The 23,348-nt window shown below is 67.1% G+C and carries 20 protein-coding genes and 1 tRNA gene; 10 read left to right on the forward strand and 11 right to left on the reverse strand.

Annotated features, from left to right (window positions below; genetic code table 11):
• Nucleotides 1–141: 141 nt before the first annotated feature.
• From AC1DW3_RS02755 to fdhD, 3 genes are all read left to right on the forward strand, one after another.
• Nucleotides 142–1,818, forward strand: coding sequence for an electron transfer flavoprotein-ubiquinone oxidoreductase (locus AC1DW3_RS02755; RefSeq protein WP_477928357.1), 1,677 nt, complete (start codon nt 142–144; stop codon nt 1,816–1,818).
• Nucleotides 1,819–1,887: 69 nt separating this feature from the next.
• A complete protein-coding gene (locus AC1DW3_RS02760; RefSeq protein ID WP_477928359.1) occupies nt 1,888–2,697 on the forward strand; it encodes a DUF72 domain-containing protein in 810 nt (269 codons plus the stop codon).
• Nucleotides 2,698–2,766: 69 nt separating this feature from the next.
• Nucleotides 2,767–3,531 carry a formate dehydrogenase accessory sulfurtransferase FdhD gene (gene fdhD / locus AC1DW3_RS02765; RefSeq protein WP_477928361.1) on the forward strand — a complete coding sequence of 255 codons (765 nt, stop codon included), beginning with the start codon at nt 2,767–2,769 and terminating at the stop codon, nt 3,529–3,531.
• Between the two features lie 7 nt (nt 3,532–3,538).
• On the opposite strand, the gene AC1DW3_RS02770 is transcribed toward fdhD, so the two are convergent.
• The 8 genes from AC1DW3_RS02770 to cysS form a co-directional block, all read right to left on the reverse strand.
• Entirely contained in the window at nt 3,539–5,599 is a 2,061-nt protein-coding gene (locus AC1DW3_RS02770; protein WP_477928363.1) for a diguanylate cyclase, read from the reverse strand.
• Nucleotides 5,596–6,591, reverse strand: a complete 996-nt coding sequence (locus AC1DW3_RS02775) for a tripartite tricarboxylate transporter substrate binding protein (RefSeq protein WP_477928365.1) — start codon at nt 6,589–6,591, stop codon at nt 5,596–5,598. Before AC1DW3_RS02775 ends, AC1DW3_RS02770 begins: the two co-directional genes overlap by 4 nt.
• A gap of 168 nt (nt 6,592–6,759) precedes the next feature.
• Nucleotides 6,760–6,853 (reverse strand) — tRNA-Ser (locus AC1DW3_RS02780).
• A 201-nt stretch (nt 6,854–7,054) separates the two neighbouring features.
• The gene (locus AC1DW3_RS02785) at nt 7,055–8,329 is read right to left on the reverse strand and encodes an aspartate kinase (RefSeq protein WP_477928367.1); all 1,275 of its coding nucleotides are present in this window, start codon (nt 8,327–8,329) and stop codon (nt 7,055–7,057) included.
• A gap of 60 nt (nt 8,330–8,389) precedes the next feature.
• Nucleotides 8,390–9,694, reverse strand: a complete 1,305-nt coding sequence (gene tilS, locus AC1DW3_RS02790) for a tRNA lysidine(34) synthetase TilS (RefSeq protein ID WP_477928369.1) — start codon at nt 9,692–9,694, stop codon at nt 8,390–8,392.
• On the reverse strand, nt 9,663–10,634 hold the full coding sequence (locus tag AC1DW3_RS02795) for an acetyl-CoA carboxylase carboxyltransferase subunit alpha (protein ID WP_477928371.1): 972 nt from the start codon (nt 10,632–10,634) through the stop codon (nt 9,663–9,665). Before AC1DW3_RS02795 ends, tilS begins: the two co-directional genes overlap by 32 nt.
• Before the next feature lie 61 nt (nt 10,635–10,695).
• Nucleotides 10,696–11,325: a DNA-3-methyladenine glycosylase family protein gene (locus tag AC1DW3_RS02800; protein WP_477928373.1), complete on the reverse strand. Its 630-nt coding sequence runs from the start codon at nt 11,323–11,325 to the stop codon at nt 10,696–10,698.
• A complete protein-coding gene (gene cysS / locus AC1DW3_RS02805) occupies nt 11,325–12,698 on the reverse strand; it encodes a cysteine--tRNA ligase (RefSeq protein ID WP_477928375.1) in 1,374 nt (457 codons plus the stop codon). The genes AC1DW3_RS02800 and cysS overlap by 1 nt, the downstream gene beginning before the upstream one ends.
• Before the next feature lie 158 nt (nt 12,699–12,856).
• Between cysS and AC1DW3_RS02810 the strand changes: the two genes are divergently transcribed.
• The 5 genes from AC1DW3_RS02810 to AC1DW3_RS02830 are packed head-to-tail and all read left to right on the forward strand — an operon-like array spanning nt 12,857 to nt 15,971.
• A complete protein-coding gene (locus AC1DW3_RS02810; RefSeq protein ID WP_477928376.1) occupies nt 12,857–13,357 on the forward strand; it encodes a tetratricopeptide repeat protein in 501 nt (166 codons plus the stop codon).
• A gap of 13 nt (nt 13,358–13,370) precedes the next feature.
• Nucleotides 13,371–13,958 carry a peptidylprolyl isomerase gene (locus AC1DW3_RS02815; RefSeq protein WP_477928378.1) on the forward strand — a complete coding sequence of 196 codons (588 nt, stop codon included), beginning with the start codon at nt 13,371–13,373 and terminating at the stop codon, nt 13,956–13,958.
• Nucleotides 13,955–14,452 (forward strand): peptidylprolyl isomerase, encoded by a 498-nt coding sequence (locus AC1DW3_RS02820; protein WP_477928380.1) that lies wholly within the window; start codon nt 13,955–13,957, stop codon nt 14,450–14,452. Before AC1DW3_RS02815 ends, AC1DW3_RS02820 begins: the two co-directional genes overlap by 4 nt.
• Nucleotides 14,449–15,195 carry a UDP-2,3-diacylglucosamine diphosphatase gene (locus AC1DW3_RS02825; protein ID WP_477928382.1) on the forward strand — a complete coding sequence of 249 codons (747 nt, stop codon included), beginning with the start codon at nt 14,449–14,451 and terminating at the stop codon, nt 15,193–15,195. Before AC1DW3_RS02820 ends, AC1DW3_RS02825 begins: the two co-directional genes overlap by 4 nt.
• Entirely contained in the window at nt 15,195–15,971 is a 777-nt protein-coding gene (locus tag AC1DW3_RS02830) for a M90 family metallopeptidase (RefSeq protein ID WP_477928401.1), read from the forward strand. The genes AC1DW3_RS02825 and AC1DW3_RS02830 overlap by 1 nt, the downstream gene beginning before the upstream one ends.
• 48 nt (nt 15,972–16,019) lie before the next feature.
• Here AC1DW3_RS02830 and clpA read toward each other — a convergent pair whose 3' ends face one another.
• Together clpA and clpS are read right to left on the reverse strand one after the other, a co-directional pair.
• Nucleotides 16,020–18,347: an ATP-dependent Clp protease ATP-binding subunit ClpA gene (gene clpA / locus AC1DW3_RS02835; protein WP_477928383.1), complete on the reverse strand. Its 2,328-nt coding sequence runs from the start codon at nt 18,345–18,347 to the stop codon at nt 16,020–16,022.
• Nucleotides 18,344–18,724 (reverse strand): ATP-dependent Clp protease adapter ClpS, encoded by a 381-nt coding sequence (clpS, locus tag AC1DW3_RS02840; protein ID WP_477928385.1) that lies wholly within the window; start codon nt 18,722–18,724, stop codon nt 18,344–18,346. Before clpS ends, clpA begins: the two co-directional genes overlap by 4 nt.
• Nucleotides 18,725–18,906: 182 nt before the next feature.
• Between clpS and AC1DW3_RS02845 the strand changes: the two genes are divergently transcribed.
• Together AC1DW3_RS02845 and AC1DW3_RS02850 are read left to right on the forward strand one after the other, a co-directional pair.
• Nucleotides 18,907–19,158 carry a cold shock domain-containing protein gene (locus AC1DW3_RS02845; protein ID WP_477928403.1) on the forward strand — a complete coding sequence of 84 codons (252 nt, stop codon included), beginning with the start codon at nt 18,907–18,909 and terminating at the stop codon, nt 19,156–19,158.
• A gap of 161 nt (nt 19,159–19,319) precedes the next feature.
• Nucleotides 19,320–21,557: an NADP-dependent isocitrate dehydrogenase gene (locus tag AC1DW3_RS02850; RefSeq protein WP_477928387.1), complete on the forward strand. Its 2,238-nt coding sequence runs from the start codon at nt 19,320–19,322 to the stop codon at nt 21,555–21,557.
• A 314-nt stretch (nt 21,558–21,871) separates the two neighbouring features.
• Here the strand turns inward: AC1DW3_RS02850 and icd are convergent, their stop codons facing one another.
• Nucleotides 21,872–23,128 carry an NADP-dependent isocitrate dehydrogenase gene (gene icd / locus AC1DW3_RS02855; RefSeq protein WP_477928388.1) on the reverse strand — a complete coding sequence of 419 codons (1,257 nt, stop codon included), beginning with the start codon at nt 23,126–23,128 and terminating at the stop codon, nt 21,872–21,874.
• Nucleotides 23,129–23,348 lie beyond the last annotated feature (220 nt).

Genomic DNA, 23,348 nt, shown 5'->3' on the forward strand with positions numbered 1-23,348 from the left:
TCGGCCCCTTGCAGGCCCAACGCGCACCCGTCCCCAAGCCTGACAGCCTCCTAGACCGCGCAACCTAAAAAAGCACGATCGTTCGATTCGCAATCCAGCCTCTCTAGAATCGCGCGCAATTCAAAGCTGACGGAGACCTGCATGACATCCGAAGAAATCCTCGCCCAGTTCGGCCCCCGCGAGTCCATGGAATACGACGTGGTCATCGTCGGCGGCGGCCCGGCGGGCCTGGCCACGGCCATCCGCCTGAAGCAGATCAAGCCCGACGCCAACATCGTCGTGCTGGAGAAGGGCTCGGAGCCCGGCGCCCACATCCTGTCCGGCGCGGTGATGGACCCGCGTGCCATCACCGAGCTGTTCCCGAACTGGAAGGAACTCGGCGCACCGCTGAACCAGGCCGTGACCGGCGACGATGTGCTGATGCTGTCCGAGACCGGCAGCACCCGCACGCCCGACTTCCTCGTGCCGCGCAACTTCCACAACGACGGCTGCTACGTCATCAGCCTGTCCGACGTCGTCAAGTGGATGGCTGGCCAGGCCGAAGCCCTCGGCATCGAGATCTTCCCCGGCTTTGCCGCCGCCGAGGTGCTCTACGACGACCAGGGCCGCGTCAAGGGCGTGGCCACCGGCAATATGGGCCTGGGCAAGGACGGCGAGCCCACCGACCACTTCCAGCTCGGCATGGAGCTGCTCGGCAAATACACCGTCTTTGCCGAAGGCGCGCGTGGCCACCTCGGCAAGCAGTTGCTCGCCAAGTACAAGCTGACCGACGGCAAGGACACCCAGACCTATGCCATCGGCATCAAGGAGCTGTGGGAGATCCCGGCGGACAAGGCCCAGCCCGGCAAGGTGGTGCACACGGCCGGCTGGCCGATGGAGGGCGACACCTTCGGCGGCGGCTTCCTGTATCACCTGGCGGACAACAAGGTCACGCTCGGCTTCGTCATCGGCCTGGACTACGACAACCCCTATCTGAGCCCCTTCGAGGAGATGCAGCGCTGGAAGGCCCACCCGGCCATCCGCGCCCACATCGAAGGCGGCAAGCGCATCGGCTACGGCGCCCGCGCCATCAACAACGGCACGCCGCAAGCCCTGCCCAAGACGGTCTTCCCGGGCGGCTGCCTGATCGGCTGCGACGCCGGCTACCTGAACGCGGCCCGCATCAAGGGCAGCCACGCGGCCATCAAGAGCGGCATGCTCGCCGCCGAAGCCCTGGCGCCGGCCCTGGACGCCGGCCGCGCCCAGGACGATCTGAGCGCCTACCCCGAGGCCTTCGAGAAGAGCTGGCTGAACGAGGAACTGCAGCAGAGCCGCAACTTCAAGCTCTGGTTCAAGAAGGGCCAGCTGACCGGCAAGCTGATGACCGGCATCGAGCAGTGGCTGCTGCCCAAGCTGGGCGTCAAGAACCCGCCCTGGACGCTGCACAACCACAAGGCCGACAACGCGTCCCTGCGCCCAGCCGCCGAGTGCAAGCCCATCGCCTATCCGAAGCCGGACGGCAAGCTGACCTTCGACCGCCTGTCGTCGGTGTTCATCTCCAACACCAACCACGAAGAGAACCAGCCGGCCCATCTGACGCTGAAGAGCGACGCGGTGCCGGTGCAGGTCAACCTCGCCAAGTACGCCGGGCCTGAGGCCCGCTACTGCCCGGCCGGTGTCTACGAGTTCGTGCCCAACGAGGCCGGCGGCGGCGAGCGCCTGCAGATCAACGCGCAGAACTGCGTGCACTGCAAGACCTGCGACATCAAGGACCCGACGCAGAACATCGTCTGGGTCACGCCGGAGGGCGGCGGCGGGCCGAACTACGCGGGCATGTAAGCCCGCTTGCGTTGAACGCACCCTGGCCGATAGACTGTTTTTTCATACAGCCATCAGCCAGGAGTCGGCGTGAGTGCAGCAAAGATCAGGGTCGGTATCGGCGGCTGGAACTTCGAGCCATGGCGCGACAACTTCTACCCCAAGAGCTGGCCGCAGGCGCGTGAGCTGGAATATGCCAGCCAGCATCTGACGGCCATCGAGATCAACAGCACCTACTACGGTGCACAGAAGCCAGCCACCTTCGCCAAGTGGCGGGACACCGCGCCCGACGGCTTCGTGTTCTCGCTCAAGGCCATCCGCTTTGCGACGCAGCGCCGCGTGCTGGCCGATGGCGCCGACTCCATCAAGCGCTTCATCGACAGCGGCATTGCGGAACTCGGCGACAAGCTCGGGCCCATCGTCTGGCAGCTGGCGCCGACGCATAAATTCGACGCCGGCGACCTGCGCGCCTTCCTGGAGCTGCTGCCCGCCGAGGTGGACGGCCTGAAGCTGCGCCATGCGCTGGACGTGCGCCACGCCAGCTTCCAGTGCCCCGAGTACCTCGCGCTTGCGCGCCAGTACAAGGCCGCCACGGTGTTCACGGAGTCCGACGACTACCCGCCCATCGCCGAGCCCACCGGCGACTTCGTCTACACGCGCATCATGCGCACGCACAGCGACGAGCCACTGGGCTGCAAGCCCGAGGTCTTCCCACAGCTGGCGGCGTCCGCCCAAGCCTGGGCCGAAGGCGGTGAGCCGGACGGCGTGCCACGCATCGAAGCCCCCGGCGCGGGTGCGCCGCGCGACGTCTTCGTGTATTTCATCAGCGGCGCCAAGGAGCGCGCGCCGCATGCTGCCATGGCCCTGCGTCGCGCACTCGGCGAAGACGTGCCCGCCTAGGCTTGCCGCCGTGCCATGCGCTTGACCGCGGCGCCTGCGCGCCACGGTGCGGCTTCTATCATTGCCACCATGCAATCTGAGGCCGCGCTGCGCACATTGAGACCCCTGAACACCGCGGCCGACGAAGAGGTCGCCGTGGAGGTGCCGATCGCGCTGACGGTCAACGACATCTCGCAGGCCGTGATGCTGGCCACGCCGGCCGATCTGGAGGACTTCGCGCTGGGTTTCGGTCTGGCCGAAGGCTGGTTCACGTCGCGGCGCGAACTGCTCGACATCGAGGTCGAGACCCGCCCGGAAGGCATGCAACTCTCGCTGACCGTCACGGCTGCCTGCGAGCAGCGCCTGAAGGCGCGCCGCCGCACGCTGGCCGGCCGCACCGGTTGCGGGCTGTGCGGCGTCGAGAGCCTCACGCAGCTCGCCGCGGTGCAGCCCTCGCCGGTCCAGGCCCCCGCGCTGGCCGCCGACGCACTGGACCGGGCGCTGGCCGCCCTGCCCGCGGCCCAGGTGCTGAATGCGCGCTGTGGCGGCCTGCACTCCGCGGCCTGGTGCCGGCCCGACGGCGCCCTCGTGCTGGCGCGTGAGGACATCGGCCGCCACAACGCGCTGGACAAGCTGATTGGCGCCCTCTCCCGCCGCGACGTCGATCGGCACGACGGCTTCGTGCTGATGTCCAGCCGGGCCAGCTACGAACTGGTCCACAAGACGGCGATGGCCGGCATCGGCCTGCTGGCCTGCGTGTCGGCGCCCAGCAGCCTGGCGGTAGCGACGGCGCGCGGCCTGGACCTGCAGCTCTGGGCTTTCGTGCGCGAGGGTCGCGCGACGCGCTACGCCTGACGAGGGCCTAGCGGGCCGCCGCGGCGGCCCGCGTTTCGTCCTCGCCCTCACCGGCCAGGAAGCAGCGCATGACGACCYGGTCGCGCCCGCCGCGCTTGGCCTCGTACAAGGCCTCGTCGGCCGCGGCGTACATGACCTCGGGCGTCAGGCTGGAACTCGGTGCGGCCCACCAGGCCAGGCCGAAGCTGGCCGTCACCACCCGCTGCGGACTGCCTTCGTGCGGCAGGGCCAGCGCGTGCAGGGCGACATTGAGCTGACTGACGAAATGCAGGGCCGTCTCGGCCGAAGTGGCCGAGAAGATGACGCCGAACTCCTCGCCGCCCAGACGGAACAGCGCATCGGTCGAGCGCTTGATCGAGTCCTTGAGCGTCTGTGCCAGCGCCTTCAGGACGGCGTCGCCCGCCTGGTGGCCGTAGCGGTCGTTGTAGGCCTTGAAGTGGTCCACGTCCAGCATGCACAGGGCCACGGCCTGGCCGCGCTGTGCACCGGCCAGGGCGGCCAGGCAGACATCATTGAAATGACGCCGGTTGAAGGCGCCGGTCAGCGCGTCGACGATGGCCAGATCGCGCAACTGGCGGTTGGCGGCCTCCAGCGCACGGGCGTCGTCTTGCAGACGCTGCTCATCGCCCTTGCGGCGCGAGATGTCCATGTGCGTGCCGGCCAGCCGCAGCGGACGGCCCTCCGCGTCGCGCTCGAAGACGCTGCCATTGCTCTGCACCCAGATCCAGTGGCCATCGGCATGGCGCATGCGGAACTCGGCCGTGTAGCGCTCGTCCGCACCGCTGAAATGACGCTTCATGGCCAGGCTGGCCTCGATGAGGTCGCCCGGGTGGCAGAGCCGCTCCCAGGTCGTGCCCGTCACCGGCTCGAGCTCGGCGCGGCTGCGGCCCAGCATCTGGGCCCAGCGCTCGTTGATGTCCAGCTGGCCGCTGTCGATATGCCAGTCCCAGGTGCCGGCGGCAGTGCCGTCCAGCACATTGGCCATGCGCTGGCGGTCCTCAGCCAGGATGGCTTCCGTCCTCTCCAGGCGACGCCTGACGACGAGGCTGCGCGCCACCGCGAGCGCGACGAGCAGGCTCGCCAGGCCGCCGGCGGCCAGTGCCAGCAGCGGTGTCCGGTCGGTTTCGGCGGCCAGCGCGCCGGCCCTGGGCCTGAGCACCAGCTGCCAGGGGCGCCCGCCCACGTCGACGCTGAGCGCCGTGTCGCGCTCATCGGACTGGAAAGGCTCGCTGCCGGCCGATGAATAGATGAGGCGGTGCTTTTCCTCCTGGTCGAAGACGAAGACGTCCAGGCCATTGGCATCGGCCCGCAGCGCCGCCTCGGCCATCAGCGCCGGCAGCTCGATGACGCCGGCGAGGAAGCCGGCCAGCTCGCGGCGCCGCTCCTCGACACCGGCCGGCCGCGCCGTGCGGTAGACCGGTGCGGACACCGCGAAGCCGCTGATGGCCGTGGCCTGCTGGCCGCGCCGGATCAGCGGGAAGGTCTCGGAGGCGATGGGCACGCCCGCATCGCGCGCGAGCAGCTTGGAGCGCATGCGGCGCGGGTCGAAGGCCATGTCCACGCCGACGGCTGCGCCGTTCTCGGGCCAGGAATAGCGCACCGGCACATGCACCTCGCGCTCGCGCGCAGGGACGAAGCCTTCGCCCTGGTAGTCCGGCGCCGGCTCGACGACGCGGTAGCCCGGCTGCTCCAGGTTGGCCTGCGCCTCGAATTCGGCCAGCCTCGCATGAGGCACGACGGGCTGCCACTCCAGCAAGCTCAAGGCCGACGAGTCGGTCACCAGGCCGGTGCCATAGCGCGCGAACTGCGCACGCGTCAGCTCGGAATGCGCCGACATCATCTGGCTGGCCGCCTGCAGCGTCTCCACCACCCTCACCAGTTGCAGGTCGAAGGCAGCGACCACGCTCTGGCCCATCGCATTCAGCAGCTCGCGCTGCTGGCCCGCGGCCTTCAAGGCCAGCGACCGGTAGGCGCCCACGCTGCCGGCCAGGCCCACCACCAGGATGAGAGCGACCAGCGTCGCGTCCACGATCCAGGGCCAGAGACGGCGGCGCGGCGGCGTGCTCATGGCCGGGCCTCCAGCGTCGTCACGAGGCGCTCGTAGAACTGCCCCTGCTGGCGCAGGTAGAGCGCCGGGTCCTTGATCGCGTGGATGCGGGCCGACGCGCCCAGCGCCTCGGTGCCGGCCTGCCATTCGGCATCGGCGGCCACCTTGTCGAGCAATGCACGCCAGCGTTCAACCGCCTCAGGCGGCATGCCTGCCGGCCCGAGCAGGGCCGACCAGCCCTGCAGCTGCTGCATGTCCCGCAGGCCGAGCTCGGCCGCGTTCTGCAGCCGCGGCAGCGCCCGCAGGCGCCCCTGGGCCGTCGTCATCAGGCCGCGCAGGGCACCCGATTGCACCGCGGGCACGATGGTGCGTGCGTTGTTGCAGCTGAAATCCACCTCGCCGTTGATCAGGGCCTGCGTGGCCAGCGAGCCCTGGCCGAAATGCAGGGGCTTGGCGGCGTCGTCGGGCAGCCCGTTCAGCGCCAGCAGATAGCGCACGGCCAGGTTCTGCAGCGTGCCGGCGCCGGCCGTGCTGTAGCGCAGCTTGCCAGGCGTCGCGGCGATGGCCGCCGGCAGCTCCCGCATGGACAGGATGGGCATGCCGCTGCGAACGGCGCAGATGAGCGGCGCCTGGTCGAGCACGGCCAGCACGGTGAAGTCGCCCACGGGCGCGGCCGTGCGCGGCGACAGCGCCGGCAGGATGGCGACGCTGCCCGTGCGACCCAGCAACAGGGTTTGGCCATCGGGCGCGGCCTGCTTGACCGCCCGCCCGGCCGCGGCGCCCGATTCGGCCGTCAGGTGGACGATCTCGAAGCGCTGGCCGCCGACACGTGTCGCGCTCTGCACGAAATTGCGCGCGGAACCGTCGGCCTCGCCGCCGGCCATGAAGGGCACGAACAGGCGCACGCTGGGCGCTGCCGCCGGCAATTGGGCTGGCGGCTGCGCGGCGCACACGCCCGCAGCGGCCAGCAGACCGCCAGTCAACACCAGCAGAATGACGAGGCTCTGTCCCATCCGATTTATTGTCATGCTCGCTATGCAGCGATCATAAATAAGCGGATTGGCGCCTGATTTGGCAAATTTGGACGCGAAACGATCAATTCGTGACGAATCGCCCGGAAGCACGCCGTTTGAACGCCGGAAAAGAAAAAGCCCGTCACGAGGACGGGCTTTGGTGTGTTCTGGAGGAGACGGAGGGATTCGAACCCTCGATTCGCGTTTTAGCGCAAATACTCCCTTAGCAGGGGAGCACCTTCGGCCACTCGGTCACGTCTCCAGCACAGCCCCGCATTCTATACCAGCGCGGAAGGCTCCCAGAGAAATCGGTCAGCCAATTTATGTCGCAGCTTCAGCGGGCCGAGCGCCGGGCCGCTCCCTAGCCGGCCCGCCTTGGGCGATGTGCTTGCCGGTCAATCCGGCAAGCATCGCCGTCCCCCCGGGGGACCGGCCAAGGTACTCCTTGGACGAGGGGCCTACTTCAGGCGGCGGCTTCCTGATCGAGATCGAAAGCCTTGTGCAGCGCGCGCACCGCCAGCTCCATGTACTTCTCGTCGATGACGACGCTGGTCTTGATCTCGCTGGTGGAGATCATCTGGATGTTGATGCCCTCTTCGCTCAGTGCACGGAACATCTTGCTGGCCACGCCGACATGCGAGCGCATGCCGATGCCGACGATGGAGACCTTGCAGATCTTGGGGTCGCCGACGACCTTGCTGGCATTGGTGGCCGGGCCGACGGTGTTCTGCAGCAACTCCATCGTGCGCGCGTAGTCGTTGCGGTGCACGGTGAAGGAGAAGTCGGTCTTGCCGTCGTGGGAGACGTTCTGGATGATGACGTCGATGTCGATGTTGGCCTCGGCCACCGGGCCCAGGATCTGGAAGGCGATGCCGGGCTTGTCGGGCACGCCGAGCAGCGTCACCTTGGCCTCGTCACGGTTGAAGGCAATGCCCGAAACGACGGCTTGTTCCATGTTCTCGTCCTCTTGTTCGAAAGTGATCAGCGTGCCGGAGGCGGCCTCTTCAGTGATGTCGATATCCCAGGGCGTGAAGCTGGACAGCACGCGCAGCGGCACGCGGTACTTGCCGGCGAACTCCACGGAGCGGATCTGCAGGATCTTGGAGCCGAGCGACGCCATCTCCAGCATTTCCTCGAAGGTGATGGTGCTCAGGCGCCGTGCCTCGGGCACCACGCGCGGGTCGGTCGTGTAGACGCCGTCCACATCGGTATAGATCAGGCACTCGGCCGCCTTCATCGCCGCGGCGATGGCCACGGCCGAAGTGTCGGAGCCGCCGCGGCCCAGCGTCGTGATGTGGCCCTCGGGGTCGATGCCCTGGAAGCCCGTGATGACCACCACCTTGCCAGCGGCCAGGTCGGCGCGCACGCGGACATCGTCGATGCTCTCGATCCGGGCCTTGGTGAAGGACGAATCGGTGGCCACCGGCACCTGCCAGCCGGCATAACTGACCGCCTCCAGGCCTTCGGCCTGCAACGCGATCGCCAACAGCCCGACAGAGACCTGCTCGCCGGTGGCGGCGATGGCATCCATCTCGCGCATCACGGCCGCGGTCTGGCTGGCGGGCGCCAGTTCCTTGGCCAGGCCGAGCAGGCGGTTGGTTTCGCCGCTCATGGCCGAGGGCACCACCACCATCTGGTGGCCGGCGCGCACCCATTTGGCGACGCGCTTGGCCACGTTGCGGATGCGATCGGTGGACCCCATCGAGGTGCCGCCGTACTTGTGGACGATCAGAGCCATGTGTTTGAGCGAAGGCTGAAGATGGAGCCGCCGGGACGGCATGCTCGCAAACCCCTGATTTTATGCGGCAGTCCCGCCCTCGCCTTCGCTCTGCGGCAAGGCTGAATCCTCCAGCCAGCGCAAAGACAGCTGCGGCTCATCTTGATTGACGAAGGCACGGGCGTCCATGCCCAGCCCGGCCGCGGCCACGAGGCGCTGCTGGGCATCGAAAAGCAGGGGGCCGCCGCGCCGCCACGGCGGCAGTCCGGCCTCCTGGCAGGCCTTCTTCAAGCTGCGCGGCAGGGAGGCGGGGGCGCGCTGGAATTGCTCGCCGCCGTCGCGGCCGCGCTGGGTCAGCCGCGCAAGCCGTTCAGGCGCGATGCCGGGTGAGGCCGGCTCGACGAGCCAGGCTCCCTGCCAGCCGGCCTGTGGGTGCAGGCCGGGGCGGCTCAGGTCGATGGCCGACGGCGGCGCCGACGACACCGATGCCGCGGCCCAGTACAGGCCATCGCGGTAGGCATGCAGGGCGCCACCGGGCGCGGGCCATGACAGCGTCGCCTCCGGGCGCCATTCGGCCAGCAAGCGCCCGACGAGGCTGGCCGGCGCCGCGGTGAATTGCGACAGCCAGGCCCGCAGCGCATTGCTGGCGCGGGCGGGCGAAAGACGCGACAAGGCCGGCAGATCCAGCCGCTCGACGCTCGCAATACCAGCGAGGTCGGACGCCGCGACCTCGGCCGCCAATTCGCTCGCCTGCTGGGCCCATCGCGCCGACAGAGCCAACGCAGCCTCGGCCGCCGGGAAGGCCGGCCACAGCGTCTGGCGCAGCCGGTTGYGGGCGTAGCGCGGGTCGGCGTTGCTCGGATCCTCTATCCAGCTCAGCCCCTGCTGCTCGGCATAGGCGCGGATCGCGGCGCGGGGCTGGTCCAGCCAGGGACGCGCCCAGCAGAGGCCGTCGCGCCATTGCGCCTTCGGCATGCCCGCCAGGCCCGCCGGGCCGGCACCCCGCAAGGCCTGCAGCAGAAAGGTTTCCGCCTGGTCCTGGCGGTGGTGGGCCAGCAGCAGCAGATCGGCGCCGGCCTCGACGGCCATCTCGTGCAGCGCGCGGTGCCGGCCCTCACGGGCCCAGGCTTCGACGCTGTCACCGCGGGCGGGCGCGCCGCTCAGTCGCGTGCAGGAGAAGCCGGCCCCGAAGCCAGCAGCGACGCGCTCGCAATGCGCGGCCCATTCATCGGCCTGCGGCTGCAGGCCATGGTGGACGTGAAAGGCAACGACCCTGGTGCCGGCCGCCGCTAGAACGGTGGCATGCAACAGGGCCGTGGAGTCGAGGCCGCCGCTGAAAGCGACCGCTACGCAATCACCGGTTCTTGGTGTCGCCGAATCGGCCATAGGCCTGCAGGCGCTCGTAGCGGCGGTCCAGCAGCTCGCGGGTCTTGAGGTCGCTGACCTGGCGCAGCGAGTCGCTCAGCGCGCGCTTCAGGTTGGACGCCATCTGCTTGGCGTCGCGGTGGGCGCCGCCGATCGGCTCGCTGACGATCTTGTCGATCAACCCCAGCGCCTTCAGGCGATGGGCCGTGATGCCCAGGGCCTCGGCCGCGTCCGACGCGCGCTCGCTGCTCTTCCACAGGATGGAGGCACAGCCTTCGGGCGAGATGACGGAATAGGCCGCGAATTGCAGCATCAGCACCTGGTCGGCCACGCCGATGGCCAGCGCCCCGCCGGAGCCGCCTTCGCCGATGACGGTGGCGATGATGGGCACTTCGAGCTGCGCCATCTCGAGGATGTTGCGGCCGATGGCCTCGCTCTGGCTGCGCTCCTCGGCACCGATGCCGGGGTAGGCACCCATGGTGTCGATGAAGGTGAAGACGGGCAGGCCGAACTTCTCGGCCAGCTTCAGCAGGCGCAGGGCCTTGCGATAGCCCTCGGGGCGCGGCATGCCGAAGTTGCGCAGCGTGCGCTCCTTGGCGTCGCCGCCGCGCTGATGGCCGATGACCATGCAGGCCTGGCCGTTGAAGCGCGCGATGCCGCCGACGATGGCGGCATCGTCCGCGAAGTGGCGGTCGCCGTGCAGTTCCTGGAACTCGGTGAAGACTTCCGCGCAGTAGTCCAGCGTCTGCGGGCGCTGCGGGTGGCGGGCAATCTGGTAGACCTGCCAGGGCGCGACGTTGGAGTAGACGTCCTTGGTCAGCTGCTGGCTCTTCTTCGAGAGGCGGTCGATCTCTTCGGAGATGTCGACGGCCGACTCGCTCTGCACATAGCGCAGCTCTTCGATCTTGGTCTCGAGCTCGGCAATGGGCTGCTCGAACTCTAGAAAGTGCTTTTTGCTCATCAGTCGTCCTGATATCAGATGCCCACCGCTTCCCGCCGCGCGGAGCCGGCGGGAGGGCGGGCTAGTAATCCACCGGTAGGGGATCCAGGCTGCGCCAAATGTACCAAACCGCTACCGAACGGTAGGGGGCCCAGGCGTCGCCGACTTCGCGCGCCTCGGCGCGGGACACGGGTTCGCCCGAGAAGTAGTTCAAGCCGATGCCCTTCAACAGGCCAACATCATCCAGTGGCATCACGTTGGGGCGCATCAGGTGAAAAATCAAGAACATCTCGGCCGTCCAGYGGCCGATGCCGCGGATGGCGACCAATTCCTCGATGATGGCTTCGTCGTCCATCTGCGCCCATTGGCGCACATGTACCTGGCCGGAATTGAAATGTTCGGCCAAGTCGCGCAGGTATTCGACCTTGCGGGCCGACAAGCCGGCGGCGCGCTGCTCCTCCACACCCAGGGCCAACACGGCAGCGGGCTGGAATTTGGCCATCAGCGCCACCCAGCGGGTCCAGACCGACTGCGCCGCCTTGACCGAGATCTGCTGGCCGACGATGGAGCGGGCCAGCGTGGCGAAGGCGTCGCCACGGCTTTGCAGGCGGGCCTCGCCGAACTGCGGGATGAGCTTCTTCATGACCCGGTCGCGCTTGACCAGGTGCTTGCAGGCCTCGTCCCAGTAGGCCGGGATCACTTCGGGCGGCATCAGCTCTTCACCCAGGTCGTGCCGTCGGCACCGTCCTTCAGCATGATGCCCTTGGCCGCCAGCTCGGCGCGGATGGCATCGGCGCCGGCAAAATCCTTGGCGGCCTTGGCCGCGGCACGCGCGGCGATACGCTCCTCGATCCAGGCACCGTCCTCAGCGCCGGAGCCGCCCTGCAGATAGGCGCGCGGCTCCTGCTGCAGGATCCCCAGCACGCCCGCCAGCGCCTTCAGCAGCCCGGCCCGCTGGGGCGAGCGGTCGCGGTTGACCTCGTTGACGAGGTCGAACAGCACGGCGATGGCGCCGGGGGTGCCGAAGTCCTCGTCCATCGCCGTCTTGAAGGCGGCGGCGCTGGGCTCGGCCCAGTCGATGGCGACATCGGCCGGCGGCACGGCGTCCAGGGCCGTGTACAGCCGTGTCAACGCGTTGCGCGCGTCTTCGAGATGCGCGTCGCTGAAGTTGAACGGCCGGCGGTAGTGGGTGCGCAGCATGAAGAAGCGCAGCGTCTCGCCGTCGAACTTCTGCAGCACGTCGCGGATGGTGAAGAAGTTGCCCAGGCTCTTGGACATCTTCTCGCCGTCGACATTCAGGAAGCCGTTGTGCAGCCAGTACTTCGCGAAGTCGTAGCCGGCACCCTCGCTCTGGGCGATCTCGTTCTCGTGGTGCGGGAACTGCAGGTCCGTGCCGCCGCCATGGATGTCGAAGCTTTCGCCGAGCAGCGCGCAGCTCATGGCCGAGCACTCGATATGCCAGCCCGGGCGGCCTTCGCCGAACGGCGCGGCCCACTTGGCGTCGGCCGGCTCCTCGGCCTTGGCGGCCTTCCAGAGCACGAAGTCCAGCGGGTCGAGCTTGCCGTCGTCCACGGCCACGCGCTCACCGGCGCGCAAGTCATCCAGTTCCTTGCCACTCAGCTTGCCGTAGCCGTCGAATTTGCGCACGGCGTAGTTCACGTCGCCGCCTTCGGCGCGATAGGCCAGGCCACGCTGCTCGAGGCGCTCGATCAGCGACAGCATCTGCGGCACGTACTCGGTCGCGCGCGGCTCGTGGTCGGGTCGCAGCAGGCCGACGGCGGCGAAATCCTCATGCATCGCGGCGCTCATCTCTTCGGTGAGCTGGCGGATCGTGATGCCGCGCTCGACGGCGCGCTTGATGATCTTGTCGTCGATGTCGGTGATGTTGCGCACATAGGTGACGCCATACCCGCTGGCGCGCAGCCAGCGATAGATGACGTCGAACGCCATGTTCATGCGCAGATGGCCCATGTGGCAGAGGTCGTAGACGGTGATGCCGCAGACGTACATGCGCACTTGGCCAGGCACGAGCGGTTGGAAGTCTTCGAGATCTCGGCTGAGGGAGTTGTGAACGCGCAGGGACATGAAAAACGAGGGCAGCAGCCACCAACAAGAAGCCCCGCACCGGGTCCGCCCAGGCGGGGCTCATAGAATGAATTCAGTATAGCGGCCGACCTTTGTTGTCGTCCTTCCTGCCGCCCCCCGCGTCTACCCTCATGCGCCTGCCACTCCACATCCTTCTGATGCCCGTCGTGCTGGTCCTGGCGCTGGCCGCGGTGCCGGCCCGGGCCGACGATCTCGCCAGCGCCCAGCGCCTGTGGCTGGCCGGCCAGAAAGGCCAGGCCGTCGAACAGCTCGAACAGGCCCTGACCCGCCAGCCCGACGACCTGCAACTGCGCTTCGCCCTGGGCGTCATGCGCATGGAGCTCGGCCAGCGCCCCCAGGCGATGCTCATCTTCACCCGCCTCACGCAGGACTTCCCCGATCTGGCCGACCCCTACAACAATCTCGCCGTGCTGCATGCCGCCGCCGGCGAACTTGACGAAGCCAAGAGCGCGCTGGAGCAGGCACTGCGCCTGCATCCCGAGCATGCCCAGGCCCAGGAAAACATGGGCGACGTGCTGGTGCGCCTGGCCCTGCGCGCCTACCAGCGAGCCCAGAAGGCCGCGCTGATGCCCAGCGACACGCTGGCCGGCAAGATCAACCGCACGCTGGCCCTGACCCGCGAGCTGCGCACCCGCTAACCCCCCGCCTCCCATGACCAAGCTCCTTCCCCTTTTCCTCGCCGGCCTGCTGGCCACGCTCGGCGCCCAAGCCCAGACCGTCAGGCTGCAGACGACCGAGGGCGACATCCGCATCGAGCTGAACGCCGAGAAGGCGCCCAAGTCCGTCGCCAACTTCGTGCAGTATGTGAAGGCCGGCCACTACAACGGCATCGTCTTCCACCGCGTCATCGAGAACTTCATGATCCAGACCGGCGGCTATGACGCCAAGCTGGCCCAGCGCCCGCAGCAGATGCTGCAACCGCGCCCCGTCAAACCGCCCATTCCGCTGGAATCGCACAATGGCCTGAGCAATGTGCGCGGCAGTATCGCGATGGCGCGCACCAACGACCCCAACTCGGCCACCGCCCAGTTCTTCATCAACGTGGCCGACAACATCGCGCTGGACGGCGAGCCGGACAATCCGGCCACCGGCTATGCCGTCTTCGGCCAGGTCATCGAGGGCATGGACGTGGTCGACAAGATCCGCACGACCCCGGTCGCGCCCTATCAGATGCACCAGCATCTGCCCGTCAAAGCCATCATCATCAACAAGGCTCTCATCGAGCCCGCCAAAAAATGAGCCAAGTCAAACTCACCACCAACCACGGCGACATCCTCATCGAGCTGGACGCCGAGAAGGCCCCGCTGTCGGTCGCCAACTTCCTCAGCTACGTCCGCAGCGGCCACTATGACGGCACGGTGTTCCACCGCGTCATCAAGGGCTTCATGGTCCAGGGCGGCGGCTTCGCGGTCGGCATGAACCAGAAGCCCACCGAGGCGCCGATCCAGAACGAGGCCAACAACGGCCTGAAAAACGCCCACTACACGCTGGCCATGGCGCGCACGAATGCGCCGCACTCGGCCACGGCGCAGTTCTTCATCAACACGACCAACAACGGCTTCCTGGACTTCAAGTCCGAGAGCCCGTCCGGCTGGGGCTATGCCGTCTTCGGCAAGGTCGTCGAGGGCAAGGACGTCGTCGACAAGATCGAGAAGTCCAAGACCGCCACCAAGGGCGGCCATGGCGACGTGCCCGTCGAGGACGTCATCATCGAGAAAGCCGTCGAGGTTTGATCCACACGCTGACGGCCCCGGCGCAGTGGCAGCAGGTCGACCTGCTGTCCGATCTGCACCTCGGGCCTGACACGCCGGCAACGACCGCCCGGCTTGAGCAACACCTCGCCGAGACGCCCGCGCAAGCGGTGCTGCTGCTCGGCGACATCTTCGAGGTCTGGGTCGGTGACGACGCCCGCCATGAGCCCTTCGAGGCCGGCGTCGTGCGCCTGCTGCGCGATGCGTCGCGGCGGCTGGACCTCTTCTTCATGCACGGCAACCGCGACTTCCTCGTCGGTGCGGATCTGCTTGCGGACGCCGGCATGACTGCCCTGCCCGACCCCAGCGTGCTGGACGCCTTCGGCCGGCGCTGGCTGCTCGTGCATGGCGACGCCCAATGCCTGGCCGACACGGCCTACCAGGCCTTTCGCCGCCAGGTGCGTTCGCCGCAATGGCAGGCCGAGCTGCTGGCCCAACCGCTGGCCGCTCGCCAGGCACTTGGCCGGCAGATGCGCGAAGGCAGCCGCGCCGCCCAGGCAACGCAGCTGATGGCCACCGACCTCGACGCCGAGGCCTGCCGAGCGCTGCTGCGCGAGGCGGGTGCGACGACGATGATCCACGGTCACACCCACCGCCCCGCGCTGCACAGCCTGGGTGACGGTCTGCAGCGCGTCGTGCTGTCCGACTGGGATCCCGAGGCCCTACCGCCGCGCGGCGACGTGATCCGTCTGTCGGCCGCTGGCCTGCAACGCCTGCCGCTGTGATCCTGAAAGCCTTGCGCAGTTGGCGTGAACAGCGCGCCCTCGACCGCCATGCCATCCCCGATGCGCTGTGGCAGTTGACGCTGCTGCGCTACCCCTTCCTGGCTCAGCGCAGCAAGGACGACCTCACTGAGTTGCGGCGGCTGTCCAGCCTCTTCCTGTCGACCAAGGAATTCCACGGTGTCGGCGGCTTCGAGGTCAGCGACGAGGTGGCCGTGGCCGTCGCGGCCCAGGCCTGCCTGCCGGTGCTGCGGCTGGGCCTGTCCTGGTATGACGGCTTTGTCGGCATCGTCATGCATGAGGGCGAAGTGGTCGCCCAGCGCCGCTTCGAAGACGAGGACGGCGTCGTCCACGAGTACGACGAGGAACTGGCCGGCGAGGCCATGGAAGGCGGGCCGCTGATGCTGACCTGGAATGCCATCGCCGTCAGCGACGACCCGGCCGAGTTCGGCGCTGATGCGGTCTACAACGTCGTCATCCACGAGTTCGCCCATGTCATCGACATGCGCGATGGCATGGCCGATGGGGTGCCGCCGCTCGATGCGACGGAGCGCGAACGCTGGATCACCGTCATCGACGCCGAGTGGGAGAAATTCTGCGAGCGCATCGACGCCGGCGAGGAAACCTTGATCGACCCCTATGGCGGCGAGGCCGTCGAGGAGTTCTTCGCCGTCGCGGCAGAGGCCTTCTTCGTAGCGCCGGCCGCGATGCGCGCCGAGGAGCCCGCGATGTACGAGTTGCTGGCGGGCTTCTTCCGGCAGGACCCGGCCACGGGCTGAAATGAAAAAGGGACGCCGCAGCGTCCCTTCGCGTTCAGGCCTGATGGCTCAAGCCGTCGCCGGCTCCGCCTTGGGCTTGTTGTCCTTGGCCGGCTTGGGCGGCGTGGGCTGGATGTCCAGCACCGTCTCGCCCTTGTCGTCCACATCCACGCTGAGGCGGCCACCGTCGACCAGCTTGCCGAACAGCAACTCGTCGGCCAGCGCGCGGCGGATGGTGTCCTGGATGAGGCGCTGCATCGGCCGCGCCCCCATCAGCGGATCGAAACCCTTCTTGGCGAGATGCTTGCGCAACGCGTCGGAGAAGCTGACCTCGACCTTCTTCTCCTGCAGCTGGCTTTCCAGTTGCAGCAGGAACTTGTCGACCACGCGCAGGATGATTTCCTCGTCCAGCGGGCGGAAGGACACGATGGCATCCAGGCGGTTGCGGAACTCCGGCGTGAACAGGCGCTTGATGTCGGCCATCTCGTCGCCCTGCTGGCGCGAGTTGGTGAAGCCGATGGTGGCCTTGTTCAGTGCCTCGGCGCCCGCATTCGTCGTCATGATGATGATGACGTTGCGGAAGTCGGCCTTGCGCCCGTTGTTGTCGGTCAGCGTGCCGTGGTCCATGACCTGCAGCAGCACATTGAAGACGTCCGGGTGGGCCTTCTCGATCTCGTCGAGCAGCAGCACCGCATGCGGCTTCTTGGTGACGGCCTCGGTCAGCAGGCCGCCCTGGTCGAAACCGACATAGCCCGGAGGCGCGCCGATCAGGCGGCTGACCGCATGGCGCTCCATGTATTCCGACATGTCGAAGCGGATCAGCTCGATGCCCAGGATGTAGGCGAGCTGCTTGGCCACTTCCGTCTTGCCGACGCCCGTCGGGCCGCTGAAGAGGAATGACCCGACCGGCTTGTCCGGCCGGCCCAGGCCCGAACGCGCCATCTTGATGGCGGCGGCCAGCGCGTCGACGGCCGGGTCCTGGCCGAACACGACGCTCTTCAGGTCGCGGTCCAGCGTCTTGAGCTTGCTGCGGTCGTCGCTGTTGACCGATGCGGGCGGGATGCGCGCGATCTTGGCGACGATGTCCTCGACCTCGGTGCGGGTGATGGYCTTCTTCTGCTTGCTCTTGGGCAGGATGCGCTGGGCGGCACCGGCCTCGTCGATGACGTCGATGGCCTTGTCGGGCAGGTGGCGGTCGTTGATGTACTTGGCCGACAGCTCAGCGGCCGCCTGCAGCGCGCCCAGGGCGTACTTGACCGAGTGGTGCTCCTCGAAGCGGCTCTTCAGCCCCTTCAGGATCTCGATGGTCTGCTCGACCGAGGGCTCGGGCACGTCGATCTTCTGGAAGCGGCGGCTCAGTGCAGCGTCCTTCTCGAAGATGCCGCGGTATTCGGTGAAGGTGGTCGCACCAATGCACTTCATCGCCCCCGAGCTGAGGGCGGGCTTGAGCAGGTTGCTCGCGTCCAGCGTGCCGCCCGACGCCGCACCGGCGCCGATCAGCGTGTGGATCTCGTCGATGAACAGCACGGCATTGGGCTGGTCCTTCAGCGCCTTCAGCACCGCCTTCAGGCGCTGCTCGAAGTCACCCCGGTACTTGGTGCCAGCCAGCAGCGCGCCCATGTCCAGCGAATAAACGACGCTGTCCGCCAGCACTTCGGGCACTTCGCCCTCGGTGATGCGCCAGGCCAAGCCTTCCGCGATGGCGGTCTTGCCGACGCCAGCCTCGCCCACCAGCAACGGGTTGTTCTTGCGCCGGCGGCACAGCACCTGCACGACGCGCTCGACCTCGGCCTCGCGACCGATCAGCGGATCGATCTTGCCGTCCTTGGCGAGCTGGTTGAGGTTCTGCGTGAACTGCTCCAGCGGCGACGCCTTGGCGCTGCCGCCCTCGCCTTCCTCGCGCTCGCCCTCCTGGCCACCGGGCGCCTGGCCCTCGGGGTTCTTGGGCGGCTCGGGGTCGGTCTTCTTGATGCCGTGGGCAATGAAGTTGACGACGTCCAGGCGCGTGACACCCTGCTGGTGCAGGTAGTAGACGGCGTGCGAATCCTTCTCGCCGAAGATCGCCACCAGCACGTTCGCGCCGGTCACTTCCTTCTTGCCGCTGCCGGTGCTCTGCACATGCATGATGGCGCGCTGGATGACGCGCTGAAAGCCCAGCGTGGGCTGGGTGTCCACCTCGTCGCTGCCGCCCACCATGGGCGTGTTTTCCTTGATGAACTGCGTCAGGCTCTTGCGCAGGTCGTCCAGGTTGGCGGCGCAGGCGCGCAGCACCTCGGCCGCGCTGGGATTGTCCAGCAGCGCGAGCAGCAAGTGCTCGACGGTGATGAATTCGTGCCGCTGCTGGCGTGCTTCGACAAACGCCATGTGCAAACTGACTTCAAGCTCTTGCGCAATCATGCGGCCTCCATAATGCACTGCAGGGGGTGGCCGGCACGCCGTGAGGCGGCCAGAACCAGCTCCACCTTGGTCGCGGCGACGTCTTTGGTGAACACACCGCAGACCCCGCGACCCTCATGGTGGATTTTGAGCATGATCTGCGTCGCCGTATCGAGGTCATGCCGGAAAAATTCCTGCAGAACCATGACTACAAACTCCATTGGCGTGAAATCGTCGTTCAGCAGCAGAACCTGGTAGAGCCGGGGGGGCTCGGTTTTCTGCGTCTGGCGCTCGACGACGACCGCCCCGTCGCCTTCGTCCTTGCCCGGCTTCAGAGGAGGCACGGGCGGGGGCGGAGTCGACTGGTTTCGCGGTAAAGAAACGGGGAGCACAGGCATGTCGGGATTCTATCGACGGGGGTATTCCTCGCGCCGACCGCGGGCAAGTGGCGACACCCCCCGAAATTGCAAGTAGCTTCGGGTCAACCCGGCCGGGAAGGTCCCGAATTGACGCTTTTTATTGCGCTACCAGAATGCGTCCGCCTCCGTCGAGAGGTGCCACAGAGAATGGAGACAAGATGATGGCGCTGGGCAAAGTCAAGTGGTTCAACGATGCCAAGGGCTTCGGATTCATCGAGCCGGAGGCGGGCGGGGATGACGTCTTCGCCCATTTTTCAGCGATCCAGATGGAAGGCTTCCGGACGCTGAAACAGGGCAGCCAGGTGCAGTTCGACCTGGTGCAGGGTCCCAAAGGCCAGCTCGCCCAGAACATCACGCCCATGGAAGCCGCTGCCCTCGCCGCCGAGCAGCAGCAACAGCAACTGGCGTCCTGAACTGAGCTCGCCCATCAAAAGCCCCGTGGACTGACGCCACGGGGCTTTTGCATTGGCGGGCCCGCTCGACCGGCAAGCGCCCCGGCTTGCTAGAGTTACGTGTTGCGCGCACCGCCCAGGCGCTGCCCGCAACAGGATTGCCCATCTACCGGAACACGCTCATGACCGCCGAAAAGACCCAGATTGTTTACACGTTGACCGACGAAGCCCCCCGCTTGGCCACTGCATCGCTGCTTCCGGTCGTGCAGGCCTTTGCGGCGGCGGCGGACATCGACGTCGTCACCAGCGACATCTCGGTGGCCGGCCGCGTCCTCGGCCAGTTCCCTGAACTGCTGACGCCGGAGCAGCGCGCCCCCGACAACCTGGCCGCACTGGGCAAGCTGACGCTCAAGCCCCAGGCCAACATCATCAAGCTGCCCAATATCAGCGCCTCGGTGTCCCAGTTGAAGGCCGCCATCAAGGAACTGCAGGGCAAGGGCTATGCGATCCCGGACTACCCCGAGAAGCCGGAGACCGACGAGCAGAAGGACATCCGCGCCCGCTACAACAAGTGCATCGGCTCGGCCGTGAACCCGGTGCTGCGTGAAGGCAACTCCGACCGCCGCGCGCCCAAGGCCGTCAAGGAATACGCCCGCAAGAACCCGCACCGCATGGACGACTGGAGCCAGGCCTCGCGCTCCCACGTCTCGCACATGCACGACGGCGACTTCTATCACGGCGAAAAGTCCATGACGCTGGACCGCGCCCGCGACGTCAAGATGGAGCTCCTCACCAAGAGCGGCAAGACCATCGTGCTGAAGCAGAAGGTCGCGCTGCTGGACCGCGAGGTGGTGGACTCGATGTTCATGAGCAAGAAGGCCCTGCTGGCCTTCTATGAAAAGGAGATCGAGGACGCGCGCAAGACCGGCGTGATGTTCTCCCTGCACGTGAAGGCCACCATGATGAAGGTGTCCCACCCCATCGTGTTCGGCCACTGCGTGCGCATCTTCTACCGCGAGGCCTTCGAGAAGCACGCCAAGCTGTTCGACGAGCTGGGCGTCAACGTCAACAACGGCATGGTGGACCTGTACACCAAGATCGCCACGCTGCCGCAGAGCACGCAGGACGAGATCAAGCGCGACCTGCATGCCTGCCACGAACACCGCCCCGAGCTGGCCATGGTCGATTCGGCCAAGGGCATCACCAACTTCCATTCACCCAACGACGTCATCGTCGACGCCTCCATGCCGGCCATGATCCGCAGCGGCGGCAAGATGTACGGTGCCGACGGCCGCCTGAAGGACGTCAAGGCCGTGATGCCGGAGTCGACCTTCGCCCGCATCTACCAGGAGATCATCAACTTCTGCAAATGGCATGGCGCCTTCGACCCGCGCACCATGGGCACCGTGCCCAACGTCGGCCTGATGGCCCAGCAGGCCGAGGAATACGGCTCGCACGACAAGACCTTCGAGATTCCCGAAGACGGCGTCGCCAACATCACCGACCTCGCCACCGGCGAAGTGCTGATGAGCGAGGACGTCGAGCAGGGCGACATCTGGCGCATGTGCCAGTGCAAGGACGCCGCCATCCGCGACTGGGTGAAGCTGGCCGTCACGCGCGCCCGCAACTCCGGCATGCCGGTGGTGTTCTGGCTGGACCAGTACCGCCCGCACGAGGCGCAGCTGATCACCAAGGTCAAGATGTATCTGCACGAGCACAACACCTCGGGCCTGGACATCCAGATCATGAGCCAGGTGCGCGCGATGCGTTACACGCTGGAGCGCGTCATCCGCGGCCTGGACACCATCAGCGCCACCGGCAACATCCTGCGCGACTACCTGACCGACCTCTTCCCCATCATGGAGCTGGGCACCTCGGCCAAGATGCTGTCCATCGTGCCGCTGATGGCTGGTGGCGGCATGTACGAGACCGGCGCCGGCGGCTCGGCCCCCAAGCATGTCCAGCAGCTGGTGGAGGAAAACCACCTGCGCTGGGATTCGCTCGGTGAGTTCCTGGCACTGGCGGTGAGCCTGGAAGACGTCGGCATCAAGACCAAGAACGCCAAGGCCAAGGTGCTGGCCAAGGCGCTGGATGCCGCCACCGGCAAGCTGCTGGACAACGGCAAGGGCCCGAGCCCCAAGACGGGCGAACTCGACAACCGCGGCAGCCATTTCTACCTGACGCTGTACTGGGCCCAGGCCCTGGCCGAGCAGACGGAGGACGCCGAACTGGCCGCCCATTTCAAGCCCCTGGCCGAGACGCTGACCGCCAACGAAGCCAAGATCGCCGACGAACTGAAAGCCGTCCAGGGCCAGCCGACGGACATCGGCGGCTACTTCCTGCCGGACACGGCCAAGCTGGACAAGGTCATGCGCCCCAGCGCCACGTTCAATGCGGCGCTGGCGTCGCTGGCCGGCTGATGCAGCGCTGCTGAAGCGAAAGGGCGCCGGTGGCGCCCTTTTTTGCTTTTAGCAGCTGCGTTGCGTTTTCACGCTCAGGTGAAGTCCGTAATGCAACAGCAAGCCAACGGGCTGATTTATTCCATACAGTCTGATACCAGGCGTTGACCTTATGCAATGCCTGCTAACGGATGGCTCGTGAAGCACCACGAGCCCTCCCAAAACCCCGGCCCGACGCCGGGGTTTTCCTTTTTGGGGCCGCTGCGGGCAACAAAAAGCCCCGCGCTCCTGCGAGGCGGGGCTGGCAAGCCGGAACCGGGCCGGGCCCCGCCGCGTCACTGCATCTGGTCGATCATGACCTGACCGAAGCCCGAGCACGACACCTGCGTCGCGCCGTCCATCAGGCGGGCGAAGTCATAGGTCACCTTCTTGCTCAGCACGGCCTTTTCCATGGCGCTGATGATGAGGTCGGCAGCCGCCGTCCAGCCCATGTGGCGCAGCATCATCTCGGCGGACAGGATCTCCGAGCCCGGGTTCACATAGTCCTTGCCGGCGTACTTGGGCGCCGTGCCGTGGGTGGCCTCGAACATCGCGATGGAGTCGCTCATGTTGGCGCCCGGCGCGATGCCGATGCCGCCGACCTGGGCGGCCAACGCGTCGGAGATGTAGTCGCCGTTCAGGTTCAGCGTCGCGATGACGCTGTACTCGGCCGGGCGCAGGATGATCTGCTGCAGGAAGGCGTCGGCGATGCTGTCCTTGATGGTGATGTCCTTCCCCGTCTTCGGGTTCTTGAACTTGCACCACGGGCCGCCATCGATGGGCTGGGCGCCGAATTCCTTCTGCGCCAGCGCATAGGCCCAGTCACGGAAGCCACCCTCGGTGAACTTCATGATGTTGCCCTTGTGCACGATGGTCACGCTGGGCTTGTTGTTGTCGATGGCGTACTGGATGGCCTTGCGCACCAGGCGCTCGGTGCCTTCACGGCTGACCGGCTTGATGCCGATGCCCGAGGTGTTCGGGAAGCGGATCTTCTTGACGCCCATTTCGTCCTGCAGGAACTTGATGAGCTTCTTCGCCTTGTCGCTCTCGGCCTCGTACTCGATGCCGGCGTAGATGTCCTCCGAGTTCTCGCGGAAGATGACCATGTCGACCTTGTGGGGCTCCTTCACGGGGCTGGGCACGCCGTCGAAGTACTGCACCGGGCGCAGGCAGACGTAGAGGTCCAGCTCCTGGCGCAGCGTGACGTTCAGCGAGCGGATGCCGCCGCCCACGGGCGTGGTCAGCGGCCCCTTGATGGAGACGACATAGTCCCTCACGGCCTGCAGCGTCTCGTCAGGCAGCCACACATCGGGGCCATAGACCCGGGTGCTCTTCTCGCCGGCGTAGACCTCCATCCAGTGGATCTTCTTGCTGCCGCCATAGGCCTTGGCCACGGCCGCGTCCACCACCTTGAGCATGACGGGCGTGATGTCCAGGCCGGTGCCGTCGCCTTCGATGTAGGGAATGATGGGATGGTCGGGCACGTTCAGGGAGAAGTCGGCATTGACCGTGATCTTCTGGCCGCCTTCCGGCACCTTGATGTGTTGGGACATGAATGGGGGCTCCGCGACAGGACGAGTGAAATCGAAACCCGGCGAGTTTATGGCCGGCTCAGCAGGCCAGCAGCTGCCGCTGCCACACCCCATGCAGCAAACCCCATGCGGCACCGGCGGCCAACGCCAGCCCGGCCATTCGCAGTGCCAGCACCTCGCCGCCCGCGCCGCGCCGCAGCAGCCGCGCGCGCCACAGCGGCGCGATGACGAGGCCCGGCGT

The sequence above is a fragment of the Roseateles sp. P2_H4 genome, assembly GCF_056403315.1.